Below are 12,639 nucleotides of genomic sequence, written 5' to 3'. Positions count from 1 at the left end.
TGCGCAAAGTTCTCGGAGCACAGAATTATTTTTATTTTTCAAGCTGTTACTTTAATTGTACTATGTTCTCTGAAAAGGCCAAAGGAGATATTCACCCCATCTGGTTGATGACCCTGACGGTCTCCATCAACCCCGGTTGCAGCACATCCGCCAAAGCTATCTGTAACCCCGCCCCCGCCAGGACCCCGAGTGCGGCCTCCTCGACCCGCACGGGATAGGTATGCCTGAGGCCGCTCCGCAGGTTGGAAAGCCCCACCATGGTCCGGGCCGGCGCTTGCCAAACCTCGCCGCTGGACAGGAGCCGCACGGTCTTGACCACCGCCCTCGTCTGCTCCCAGGCGTCGGGCCAGGCGAGGTTAGGCAGCACCGGGTCAAAGATCAACTGCTCATCCTTGAGACCCGCGGCCAGGGCGTGCTCACGTAATTCCACGGCCAGAGTGATTTTGCCTTCAAGCGTAACCGCAGGAAAGGACCGGGCATCCAAAAGCAGGAGCACCAGGTCGGTCTGATGGGCCGAGGCCAGGGGCAGAATCTCCCTAAGCTTGTCATCTTCCAAGGTGCAGGCGTTGAGGATGGGCGGCTTCTGGCAGACCTCCAAACCCCGGGCCAGGGCTCGGGAGTTGGGGCTGTCCAGGATGAGGCGCACCTTGGTGGCCTCCTGCACCGCTTCCACCATAAAGGCCATGCGGTCCAGGTGCCGCGGGGCCAGGTAGCCGGGATTGATATCGATAAACTGGGCACCGGCCTGCTCGACCCGGCGGGCCAGTTCTTGGAGAGGATAGCGGTCAAGGCTTTGCAGCGCCTGGGCCACCACGGGGTTTAAGGCATGGAGGTTGTCCGCGGCGACAATCAGTGGCATGTTTGCCGTTCCAAAAGTTCGGCCATCACTTGCAGTAACAGGGCTTCCGCGGCCTTCAGCGTATGGGTCAGGTCTTCGGCCCACACGACGCGCCGGGGATTTCTGGTCATGAACAGTAGATTGGCCCGGGCAATGTGGTTCGCCCCCCGAAAGGCCGCGCCCAAAAGTTCGCAGGCCACCAGCAGGTCGGAAACCAGGTGTCTTTTACACCGGGCCCCGCCCTGGGAAATCAGTGCCATGGCCGCCTGGGTCTGCTGCATGATCCGGAGCGGACAGCCGATGGCCTCTTCCAGCGCCGCGGCCATAATCGCTGGGTCGCCGCTACCCCGCGCCTCCACGAGGTTGAAATATGCCTGGATATCTTCCTTTTGCAACCGCGCCAAAGCGCCAGCCACCTGGCCCACCCGCCTCAGCAAATCATCCCAGGGAAAACTGGCGCTCCCCCCTGCCCTCTGGCGTAGTTGTTCCAGCCTGACCACCTTTTCCAGCAAGGCCACGCCCAGGGCCGCGCCATGGGCGGCGGCGGCGCCACCACCGGGATCAGGCCTCGCCTGGGCCAGGGCTTTAAGAAATGATGAATCCATGGTCTCCCCGGATCGCCGTAGACGGCAATTGCCGCTGCCCGCGGCCTTAAGCTCTTTGCCCCATTGTGGGGCCAATTTCGGATCAGGTCAACCATTCTTGACAGAAAATTCCACCTGCAGTCCGCGGCATACCCCGGCGAAGCTGACTACGGCTTAATGGTCAAGGAATAAATTGTATCGAGATGAACATACCCGGACATCGAACCTGCCTGACCTTGCAACTATTTCCGCAGACAGTTATACTTTACCTAAAAATATCATTACTGGCCCTACATGAGATGTAGTCAGCCGCGAGCCCTTACCCATGGAAAAGATCCCCGATCCTAAAGAATTGGAAAAAGAACTGAGCGATTACCTCAGTAACAAATATGGCAGCCGCATCAAAGTGCTGGCCCCGCATTGGGTGGCCAAACCCGAGAAAGACGACGACAGCCCGGGGAAAGGCGCCACCAAACTCAGCCAGATAAAATTCGACTTGAGGCCTGAGGAGTTGGAGGCCTATCTGGATGAATACGTGATCCAACAGGATCTGGCGAAAAGTGTTCTGGCCACCAAGGTTTGCACCCATTTCAATCGCATCCGCCATTCCCTGGAACTGGGACGGGACCCGGAACCCGGGGTGGGTTCCATTAAAAACAACATCGTCCTCGTCGGCCCCACCGGGGTCGGCAAGACCTATCTGGTCAAACTCATTGCCAAAAAGATCGGTGTCCCGTTTATCAAGGGCGATGCCACCAAGTTCAGTGAAACCGGCTATGTGGGCGGCGATGTTGAAGATTTGGTCCGGGATCTGGTTTACGCCGCGGGCGACGACCTGGAACTGGCGAAATACGGGATCATTTATATCGATGAAATCGACAAGATCGCGTCTTCGGGCCATGCCTGGGGTGGGCCGGATGTGTCGCGCTCCGGTGTCCAGCGCGCTCTTCTCAAGCCCATGGAAGAAACCGAGGTGGACCTGAAAGTGGCCCATGACCCGGTCTCCCAGATCCAGGCCATCGAACACTACCGCCGCACCGGCAAAAAAGATAAACGCACCCTCAATACCCGCCACATCCTCTTTATCGTCAGCGGGGCCTTCAACGGTCTGGACAAGATCGTCAAGGAACGTATCAGCAAGCAGGAGATCGGCTTTCGAGGCGAAATGACTTCCCGGGATATGGACCGGACCTTTTTGAAACAGGTAACCGCCGAAGATTTGATCAAGTTCGGGTTTGAATCGGAATTCGTCGGCCGCCTCCCGGTGATTGCGGTGCTGGCGGAACTTACGGCCGACGACCTCTACGCCATCCTGTTAAACCCCAACAATCCCATCATTACCAGCAAAAAGCGTGACTTCCGGGCCTACGGCATTGACATCACCTTTGAGGACGAAGCTCTGAGGAAGTTGGCGGAGCAGGCCGCATCTGAGAAAACCGGGGCTCGGGGTCTGGTCAGCGTTATCGAACGCGTGCTGATTCAGTTCGAAAAACGGCTGCCATCCACCCCGGTCATGGAACTGGTAGTGACGCCTGAGCTCGTTGATGCTCCTGACGAAGTACTGGCGCGCCTTCTGGCTGATCCTGACGATCCCGATCTCAAAGGGAGATTTCACCAGGCGGCTGCGAAAGAGCGGCAGATTCTTAAAGAGTCCATCTGGCGCCGGGAACCTGAGTTGCTCAACCGCTATCACCTGCCTCTCACTGCGGCCCGGGTGGAATTACTGGCCGACCAATACTATCACTGGGACTGTGATCTGAAAACCGCGTTTGCAGAGATGGCCCGGCTCCATGACCAGGTCCATCTGTTTGAAGAAAAATTCCTGGACAACCATGGGATTCAACTCAATTTCGAACCGGGGGCCGAGGATGAGATTATCCGGCAGGCCGTGTCCCGGGATATCTCCGCGCTGTCCATCTGTCAGGAGATGTCCAAGGACCTGGAATACGCCCTGAAACTCGTCCGGGACCGCACCTCCCGGGACCAGTTCATCCTCACCCGTGAAGCCCTTTGCGACCTGGATGCCTATCTCAATCGGGTTATCCGGGAATACTATCAGACCACCCTATTTAGAGAGTAAACGCCCCCCATGATCGGAGTTTCCAAGCTCTATTGCGGCGCCGTGGAAGCCGGAGACGTGCTGCGTTACCGGGACCGCCGGGCCCAGGATTTGCCGTCCCATCTCCTCCAATTTTCCGCGGACAAAAAGCCGGTGGTGGTCTGGAACGTCACCAAGCAGTGCAACCTCAAGTGCCTCCATTGCTACGCCAAGGCAACCGCGGGAGCCGCGCCGGATGAATTGGGCCACGTCGAGGGCCTGGCCCTGCTGCGGGATCTGAAAGATTTCGGCGTCCCGGTGGTTTTGTTTTCCGGGGGCGAACCCCTGATGCGGCCGGATTTGCCGGAATTGGTGGAATGGACCGTAACGCACGGCATGCGCGCCGTGATCTCCACCAACGGCACCCTCATTGACCGCGAGAAGGCCCGGCAACTGCGTGACCTGGGCCTGTCCTACGTGGGCATCAGCTTAGACGGCACCCAGGCCACCCACGACAAGTTCCGGGGTCAATCCGGGGCCTTTGCCGCGGCCATGCATGGGGTGCGTAATTGTCAGGAGATGGGGCTCAAGGTGGGCCTGCGTTTTACGGTGAGCCGCCTCAACTATCAGGAAGTCCCGGCGCTTTTTGATCTGGTGGAAGAATATAATATTCCCCGCATCTGCTTCTACCACCTGGTCTATGCCGGCCGGGGCAGCAAACTGGTGGAAGAGGCTCTGACTCATACCCAGACCCGGGATCTGGTGGATTTGATCTGCGCCCGCACCCGGCGCCTCTTCGACGCGGGCCGCACCGTGGAAGTGCTCACCGTGGATAACCACGCGGACGGCCCCTACATCTACCTCAAGCTGCTCAAAGAAGACCCCCGGCGCGCCGCGGAAGTCCTGGAACTCCTCAAGATGAACGAAGGCAACAACTCCGGCCGGGGCATCGGCTGCGTCAGTTGGGACGGCCAGGTCCACGCCGACCAATTCTGGCGGCATGAGTCCTTCGGGAACGTCCGGCAGCGCCCCTTCAGCCAAATCTGGACCGACCTCACCAACCCCCTGATGGCCCGCTTAAAAGACAAGAAGCGCTATGTCACCGGCCGCTGCGCCCGGTGTAAATGGCTGGATGTCTGCGGCGGCAACTTCCGCGTCCGGGCCGAAGCCTTAACCGGCGACCTCTGGGCCCCGGACCCGGCGTGTTATTTGACGGAGGCGGAGGTTAGCTAAACGCTTATTTCTTCTTGATGTGCAACAAGTTACTGAAAGCAGGCCTCCCTTGACCTTCCCTTGGGTTCCTGAAATTATATCGAAAAGTTAGTTCTTCCTAAACCTTTTCCACCCTAACATGCTCAGGAGGCCCGAGCCTAGGAGAAGGACGGAGGGAGGTAAAGGAACAGCAGAATAGGGCCAAGGCCAGTCCCCATCAGAGTATCCCATCACTTGTCCAAGATCATTGATACTCTGAGCCCAGCTATAAGTGCCGAAAGTCCCCAGGTCGGTCCATGAGCCATCTTCCCATAGGTAGGCTTCACACGATCCTTGGATATTCTCTCCAACTCCCACCACCTGACCGAGGTTGTTGATTCCGTATACTTGGCTCCATTTCCCATTAGGACCACCGAGATTTACCATTGCACCATCTTGCCAAAGGAAACCAAACGCTCTTCCTGCAGCATCTGTAGAAACCCCCACCACCTGCCCCTTATCATTAATGTCTATGGCATTGGAGTAGCCACTTCCTAAACTACCAAGATTTATTATTGTACCATTATCCCAAAGAACAGCACCCACCACTCCCTGTCCACCATTAATCCTAATTGTACCCACTACCTGTCCATTATTGTTGATGCTATTTGCCCCCGCAATTCCGAGATCTGTTAAGGAACCATTTTCCCAGAGAAAACCATGCCATGCCCCGGAAATCATGCTATTTATAACAACTTGTCCCTTGTCGTTGATAGCGCGCCCATAGCCATTAATTCCAAGGTCAGTCATGGTACCATTTTGCCAGATGAAAGCATGATATTCACCTGAGGCCGTAAGGCTGCCTCCCACCACCTGCCCCAGATTATTAATGCCATAGGCTTGGCTTTGAGCTCCACCGAGGGTACCCAAATCAATCATGGCGCCGTTTGCATAGAGGAAAGCCCGTGAATTGTCTAATTCAGTCCACCCTCGTCCCACGATCCAACCTTGATTGTTGATGCCGTATGGTTCTGCATTGTAACATCCATCAGGGGTACCTAGATCGGTCATCGTACCGTTCTGCCAAAGAATTGCGTGATGTTGCCCATATGCCAAAACCGATTGTGGAAACATCCATGGTGCCAAAGAGAGGACAACCAACATTATGAGACCTTTATAAATATCTTTCATTACCTGCTCCTCTAAGTTGTAGCAGCAGAAAACGAGGCCGAATTACTAACTCCAGACAACCTGGCTATCCCTTGAGCCCCGTGCCTTTCAGTCCCCGACGCCTCAGGTTTGTTTTTTGCCCAAAACTTGCTTTGTCGGGAAAATCTTCAGAGTAACCGCGCCCTTTATAATCCCTCCTTCCCCTCCCCTATCCGGGGAGCACCAATAAAAAAAACCGGACTGCCCCCTCTCAGGCAACCCGGCTCTTCCTTAAGCCGCAAAACCCCGACTTCCGCCCCGCCTCAACGAGGGGTGTGGCGTTCTCTGCGGCACGATGTTTTACTTTTAGATCATTTGCTCAATTGCCGGTTTATCCTTCTGAGTATCAATAAGTTATGCATTTATTATGCAAAGCGTTAACTGGCTGATATAGCGCATATTATAATTCGTTCATGTTTAACCCTAATTTATTCTATGTTTAATTTAATTAACATTATGTGTAAGTTACTGACGATATTGATCACTTTTTGCCGCACCCAACAAAAAAAGGAGCGCCCAGGGCGCCCCTTCTTCCTTATTATCTGTCTCAGTGCCAGGGAGATGGTGCCGTCCCTGGGTCCATGCCGGCGATATCGGCAGTTAAACCTTGGTGACGTTGATGGCCTGGAGTCCTTTGGGGCCTTCGTTAATTATAGCCGCCCCTTAAAAATGATCCAGGGGGATGTCCATCAGCATGCGGATGTGGTCCTCCACGCATTCCGCCAGGACCTCCAGGTTATAACCTCCTTCCAACACGGTGATGAGCCTGCCCCCGGCGGTTTCCTGGGCCAGGTCCAGCGCCAGTTGCGTCATGTCCCGGTAGCCCTGTCGAGTCAGGTTCATATGGGCCAGGGGATCATTGACGTGGGCGTCGAACCCCGCGGAAATGAAGACCATTTGTGGGGCAAATTCCCGCAAACGGGGCAGCGCTTCCTTTTTCAAGGCCTCCAGGTAATCCTCATCAACGCTCCTAGGCGGAAAGGGCAGATTCAGGGTGAAACCTTTGCCGGCGCCTTTCCCCTCTTCCCGGCGGTAGCCGGTGCCGGGGTAGCAGTACTGCGGGTCCTCGTGCAGCGACACGTAAAACACCCGGGGGTCCTCTTCAAAAAGATGCTGGGTGCCGTTGCCGTGATGCACGTCCCAATCGATGATGGCCACCCGCTCCAACCCATAGTTTTCCAAGGCGTATACCGCGCCGATGGCCACGTTATTGAAAAAGCAGAACCCCATGGCCCGGTTGTGCTCGGCGTGATGCCCCGGCGGCCGCACCGCACAAAAGGCGTTGTCCACCTGGCCGCCCATCACCGCGTCCACCGCCAGCATGACCCCGCCAACGGCCAGCAACGCAATCTGGTATGATTCCCGGCTGATGCCGCAATCCTGCACCTCAAAGATAGGCTTGCCCTGTTCACAGGCTGCTTTGAACCTACGGATATAATCGGGATCGTGGAGCCGCTCCACCCACTTCAGGGGGGCATAGTCGGGTCTAAGGCGTACCACCAACTCCAGGAGATCGTCTTCCTCGAGCGCGGTATGTATGGCCTTCAGCCGGTCGGGACGTTCGGGATGCCAAGAGCCGGGATCATGCAACAGATAACGTTGGGCATAAACATAGCCAGTGCGGCGCATAGCTCTCTCCTGGTTTCCTGGGGTGCCCTTAGCTATGGGCTATCCCAAGGTAACCCGCAGGGCCACGCCTTGTAAAGCGGTTTTGCGGGGGAGACCACCATCATAAGCCTTCCCATCCCCGCTAAACCGGCAACTACGCGGTTTCCAAGCGTTGTTCCACTACTTCCCACTTGACGTTCTTAAAAAAGGCCTCAATATAATCGGCTTTCTTGAGCCCATAGTCCGTCATGTAGGCATGTTCGAAGACGTCCAGGATGAGGAGAGGGCTACAGCCGGCGGGATGCCCCACATCATGCTCATTGATCCATTGGTTAAAGATGAGGCCGTTCTCGATGTCCTGGTACATGATGACCCAACCGATGCCCCGCATGCTTGCGGTGGCTTTAAAATCCTTGGCGCACATCTCCACTGAGCCAAACTGCTGTTTCTTTAACTTTTCCAGGTTGGGAGCCTTGGACAGGTCGCCGTCGCCCCCCAGGTTCATAAAGTAGAGTTCATGCAGCCGCATGCCGTTGAACTCCCACCCCAGCCGGCGTTTCAATTCGCCAAATTCGGGAGTGCCTTCTTTGCCCTCTTTCGCCATCGCTGCCAGGGTTTCCATAACCTTGTTCGTGTTATTGACATACCCCTGGTAGAGGGTGAAATGATTCTTGAGGAGGGTGTCGCTGAATCCCGGCATTCCTAACAAAAAGGAAAAATCTTTGGCTGCGTACGCCATATGGTCTCCTTTGCGGTCCCAGGGTCGGGATCTCTTGTTTTTTTAAAGATAGTGCCATGATTCCTCGATGCAAGGGACCCAGAAAATTTTCGCTGGGGAAATTTTTCAAGTTTTCTGAGGTGAATGCCGACATATTAGCAGATGGGTAAAATCAATAAATTGTGACGACGACAGTGTGACCTTGATGAGCGGTAATCGCCAATCCCAGAATTCGTCTCCTCCGGCGCAAACGGAAGATCTAGACCTGATCCCTCTCATACGCAGTCTCGAACTGGCCAACCTGGAGTTGGACCGGGTCCATCGCTGGCAGAAAGAATTTATAGCCAACACCTCTCATGAATTTCGTACGCCTCTCAACGCCATCCTGAGTTTTTTGCGCCTGGTAATGGACGGCCTGTGCGACAGCCCCGAAGAAGCGCGTCAGTTTTTGCACAGTGCCTACGACAGCGCCCGCGGTCTCCTGGACTTGATCAACGAACATCTGGACCACGCTGAGATCGAGGCCGGCAAACTGGATCTCCAGTTGACCGAAGTCAATGTGGCCGCGGTCTTCGAGCAGGTGGAAAAATCGTCCCGGCGACAGGCGGACCAGAAGAAAGTTCGTTTGACGTTTAGGGCCCCTCGGACTCGGGTCCTGGTCCGGGCCGACGCGGCAAACCTTTCCCAGGTTCTCCTGAACTTGGTGGCCAACGCCATCCAGTCCACTACTCAAGGCGAGGTGCGGGTCCAGGCGCGGTCTTGGCGCGACCAGGGCCACGTTCGGTTCCAGGTGCGAAGCCTGGGTTGGTCTCCTGAGAAACAGGGCAATCTTTTCCACAAAGTCGATCCAACCATCCCTTTAGCAGACCGGCGCAATGGTGAGGCCAACGCAGCGTTGGCCGAGTGCAAAATCCTGGTGGAATGTATGGGCGGACAGATCTGGCTGAGCACTCCTTGCCGGGGGCAGGGCGCCTCGGTCTATTTTACGCTCCCCTTGGTCACTCCCCAGCCCTTGTATTGGCGCCGGACAGCAGACCGCGAGCGCGGATTGGATATCCAGGGTCCACCCACCGGCCCCTTAATTCTCCTGGTGGAAGACGAACCCAAGGTCTTGGACAAACTGGCCCGCATCCTTCAGAAACATGGCTATCGCACGGCCTATGCCGTCACAGCCGATGATGGTCTGGAGGGAGCCCAAAGGTTGGAGCCGGACCTGATTACCCTTGATCTGGGTTTGCCGATGCGCCCTCTGGGTGCGCTCCAGAGCGGCCTGGACCTGTATGAGGCCCTGCAGCGCGACCCGCACCTGGCCGGCATCCCCGCGATTCTGGTCACCGGTCATGACCCCGCGTTGACCCGGACCACCCAGACGCTGCCACCCATCTTGAGCAAGCCTTTTCGAGCCCAGCAACTGCTTGACCTGATGGCTGACCAGCTCCGGGGAGTAAACCTACTGAGTGCACAAGGGTAAGGGGTTTGCTGACCTTATGAGAAAATGGCGGCGCTGAGGTGCAAAGAGATAGAACCTATTTTAAAACCTTCTCAAGGCTAAGGGTTCCTTCTCAATCAGGAAAATGGAAAGTTCCCCTTTGAAAAAGGGGGATTTAGGGGGATTTCAAGGGGTTATATAAATCCCCATGCCCTCCTTTTGAAACGACTTCTCATGTCCGGAATTCCCCGCTACCGCTACCCGGACGACAATCCGGAGTCAGGGCGGTTCACCGGAGCCCTCCCATTATCGCTTCCCGGTCCCCACCATTGTCCTTTTCATTGCATCGACCCGCGGGATTCAGTATATTAATAAATCAGCTTTTAGCCATCAGCCAAAAGATAATAAAAGATAAGTTAAGGTAATCAGTCCTAATTATTGGCTATCAACGAAAAATCAAGGCGGTTCCCCCGATTTGGCACCTGGTTTTTTGCTGACAGCTGAAAGCTGACCGCTGACAGCTAATTAATCGGAAGGCTCCAGGTCCTCCGGGTCCAGGAGACCCTGCTGAATCAGGGCTGCTTCCATCTGGGCCAGGGCTTGCTTGAAGGCGGGATAGAGTCCTACAGCCAGGGACACCCCTTTGCGGGTGGGAACCCAATCCCCTTCCTGGTCTCCCGGCACATGCACCCGAATATCGATGAGTCGATGACCTTTATACTCGGACAGGGAAAGGAAGACCGTTTCCCGGGCGTTTTTGGTAACTTGACTGATAAATTCGGACATCATTTCCCCCTTGGCGGCCGCCTGAATCCGCAGCCTGATTGGTCCATGATAGGTTTCAGGTGTCAGGTATCAGGTGCCAGGAACATATTAAACCTGATTTCCTGAAACCTGAAACCTGGAACCTGTTTCCCATGCAACTATATAACACTCTAAGCAGACGCAAAGAATCCTTCAAGTCCCTCACCCCCGGAAAAGTGGGCCTCTATGCCTGCGGGGTGACGGTTTATGATGAAGTTCATTTGGGGCACGCCCGGTCCAGTGTGGCCTTTGATGTCCTGGTGCGCTATTTGCGCCGCCGGGGTTACGAAGTTACCTGGGTGCGCAATTTCACCGACATTGACGACAAGATCATACGCCGGGCCCAGGAACAGGGCCAGTCCTGGAAAGAGGTGGCCGAACGCCACATCGCCTCTTTCCTGGATGATATGACCACCCTGGGGGTGCCCCCGGCCCAGATCGAACCCAAGGCCACGGAGCATATTCCTCAAATCCTCGACCTCATCCAGCGCTTGGTGGATCTGGGTTTTGCCTATCCCGGCGGGGGTGACGTCTTCTTCCGGGTGCGGCGCTTCCCGGGATACGGCAAGCTCTCGGGGCAGAAAATAGAGGATATGGAAGCCGGGGCGCGCATCGAGGTCGACCCCAACAAGGAAGATCCCCTGGATTTCGTGCTGTGGAAGGGCAGCAAGCCCGGAGAGCCGGCCTGGGACAGCCCCTGGGGACCCGGTCGGCCGGGCTGGCATATCGAATGCTCCGCCATGAGCATGCACTACCTGGGTGAAACCTTCGACCTGCACGGCGGCGGCCAGGACCTGGTCTTTCCCCATCATGAAAACGAACTGGCCCAGTCGGAAGCTGCCACGGGCAAGCCTTTTGCCCGCTACTGGCTGCACCACGGCCTCCTCACCATCAACGCCGAAAAGATGTCCAAGTCTCTGGGGAATTTCTTCACGGTGAAAGAGGTGTTGGCCAAATTTCCTGCCGAGGTGGTGCGTTTTTTCCTCATCAACTGCCACTATCGCAGCCCCCTGGACTTCTCGGACGCGGCCCTGGCCGAATCCGAAACCGCGCTGCTGCGCCTCTATACCTGTCTGGCCCGCATCCAGGACGTCCTCAAGCAGCACCCCGACTTGAAACCCCAGCATCCCGTCGATTCCTATCCCGAGGGCCTGACCCTGGAAGAATTCCACCGCTTCGGTTCTTTGCGGGCCCGGTTCGACGCGGCCATGGACGACGACCTCAACACCGGCCAGGCCCTGGGCTATCTGTTCGAAACCGTGCGCCTGCTCAACCGCCTCCTGGAGGCCCCTTCCGATGACCCCGGTTACCTCACCATCCTCGCCGAAATGTACGAGGAACTGGTGGACCTGGGCGCGGTGCTGAACCTCCTGCAAGCCGACCCCCACACCATGCTCACCACCCTCCGGCAAAAAGCCGCGGACCTGAAGATCACTCCGGAAGAGATCGAACAACTCATCGCCGAACGCACCCAGGCCCGCAAAGACAAAAACTGGGCCCAGGCCGACGCCATCCGTAAGCAACTCATAGAACTGGATATCCTCCTGGAAGACACGCCGCAGGGAACTATCTGGAAGGTGAAAGGCTGAACGAACTTTTATAGATGATTCCTTATGGATACAGAGAATATAATGTTACTTGCAACTATTATTACGGCCTTGGCAACTGTAGTTTTGGCCTATGTTACAAGGAGATATGTAAAATTAACTTATGATATGCTGATTGAAATGAAGGCGGCAAAAAATCCCCTCGTGTTTATCAAATTTATTAAAAGAATGGAGGGGCATAATATGACAGATATTGACATGATTATTTCAAACAAAGGCTTATCTCCTGCAAAATATATTAATTTGAGAACATCATACGGAACCAATTTTATTCGACACGAAATAATTAAAGGGAATGTGGAATATAAGTCTTTTAAATTAAATGAATTACCAATTTTTATAAATGGCATACCCTACTTGCCTCCAGGAGAAGATGTCAAGGAGAATATTGGTAAATTTCAAAATGAAGATCTTAGAGGAAATCCATACGTAAGGATTGATTATAGTTATAAAACAGAAACTGGTGAAACTATTTATCGTGATTGCATGCCTGATTTAAGAATATCACCGGCAGGAGAGTAATATCGTTACTCCTTCACCTTATTAATGCTTCGCACAGGCGGAACGCCTATGCCACCATTCCCACACTTACGGGATTGGGGGTGGGGGGTCC

At 55.3% G+C, this 12,639-nt stretch carries 11 protein-coding genes; 5 read left to right on the top strand and 6 right to left on the bottom strand.

All coding sequences use genetic code 11. The annotated features are described in order from the left end of the window. Positions 1–91 precede the first annotated feature (91 nt). On the bottom strand, positions 92–859 hold the full coding sequence (locus WC600_16500; protein ID MFA4904336.1) for a dihydropteroate synthase: 768 nt from the start codon (positions 857–859) through the stop codon (positions 92–94). Next, positions 850–1,443: a cyclodeaminase/cyclohydrolase family protein gene (locus tag WC600_16495; protein MFA4904335.1), complete on the bottom strand. Its 594-nt coding sequence runs from the start codon at positions 1,441–1,443 to the stop codon at positions 850–852. Before WC600_16495 ends, WC600_16500 begins: the two co-directional genes overlap by 10 nt. 304 nt (positions 1,444–1,747) lie before the next feature. Between WC600_16495 and WC600_16490 the strand changes: the two genes are divergently transcribed. Both WC600_16490 and ahbC read left to right on the top strand, forming a co-directional pair. Next, positions 1,748–3,502: an AAA family ATPase gene (locus WC600_16490; GenBank protein ID MFA4904334.1), complete on the top strand. Its 1,755-nt coding sequence runs from the start codon at positions 1,748–1,750 to the stop codon at positions 3,500–3,502. A 9-nt stretch (positions 3,503–3,511) separates the two neighbouring features. Beyond that, a complete protein-coding gene (gene ahbC, locus WC600_16485; protein MFA4904333.1) occupies positions 3,512–4,693 on the top strand; it encodes a 12,18-didecarboxysiroheme deacetylase in 1,182 nt (393 codons plus the stop codon). A gap of 87 nt (positions 4,694–4,780) precedes the next feature. Here the strand turns inward: ahbC and WC600_16480 are convergent, their stop codons facing one another. From WC600_16480 to WC600_16470, 3 genes are all read right to left on the bottom strand, one after another. Next, complete coding sequence (locus tag WC600_16480) at positions 4,781–5,842, bottom strand: hypothetical protein (GenBank protein MFA4904332.1); 1,062 nt, start codon at positions 5,840–5,842, stop codon at positions 4,781–4,783. A gap of 681 nt (positions 5,843–6,523) precedes the next feature. After that, complete coding sequence (locus WC600_16475) at positions 6,524–7,489, bottom strand: histone deacetylase (protein MFA4904331.1); 966 nt, start codon at positions 7,487–7,489, stop codon at positions 6,524–6,526. 133 nt (positions 7,490–7,622) lie between these two features. Beyond that, positions 7,623–8,207 carry a Fe-Mn family superoxide dismutase gene (locus WC600_16470; GenBank protein ID MFA4904330.1) on the bottom strand — a complete coding sequence of 195 codons (585 nt, stop codon included), beginning with the start codon at positions 8,205–8,207 and terminating at the stop codon, positions 7,623–7,625. 184 nt (positions 8,208–8,391) lie between these two features. On the opposite strand from WC600_16470, the gene WC600_16465 reads away from it, so the two are divergent. Next, positions 8,392–9,657, top strand: a complete 1,266-nt coding sequence (locus tag WC600_16465; GenBank protein MFA4904329.1) for a histidine kinase dimerization/phospho-acceptor domain-containing protein — start codon at positions 8,392–8,394, stop codon at positions 9,655–9,657. Between the two features lie 483 nt (positions 9,658–10,140). Here WC600_16465 and WC600_16460 read toward each other — a convergent pair whose 3' ends face one another. Continuing rightward, positions 10,141–10,404, bottom strand: coding sequence for a transcriptional coactivator p15/PC4 family protein (locus tag WC600_16460; GenBank protein ID MFA4904328.1), 264 nt, complete (start codon positions 10,402–10,404; stop codon positions 10,141–10,143). Between the two features lie 128 nt (positions 10,405–10,532). Here WC600_16460 and cysS point away from each other — a divergent pair, with 128 nt between their 5' ends. Both cysS and WC600_16450 read left to right on the top strand, forming a co-directional pair. Next, positions 10,533–12,008, top strand: a complete 1,476-nt coding sequence (gene cysS / locus WC600_16455; GenBank protein MFA4904327.1) for a cysteine--tRNA ligase — start codon at positions 10,533–10,535, stop codon at positions 12,006–12,008. A 24-nt stretch (positions 12,009–12,032) separates the two neighbouring features. Further along, on the top strand, positions 12,033–12,548 hold the full coding sequence (locus WC600_16450) for a hypothetical protein (protein MFA4904326.1): 516 nt from the start codon (positions 12,033–12,035) through the stop codon (positions 12,546–12,548). The last annotated feature ends 91 nt before the right edge of the window (positions 12,549–12,639 follow it).

The organism is Desulfobaccales bacterium, assembly GCA_041648175.1.
In the GTDB taxonomy this organism is placed as follows: Bacteria; Desulfobacterota; Desulfobaccia; order Desulfobaccales; family 0-14-0-80-60-11; genus 0-14-0-80-60-11.
This window is presented reverse-complemented; position numbering and strand designations above follow the sequence as displayed.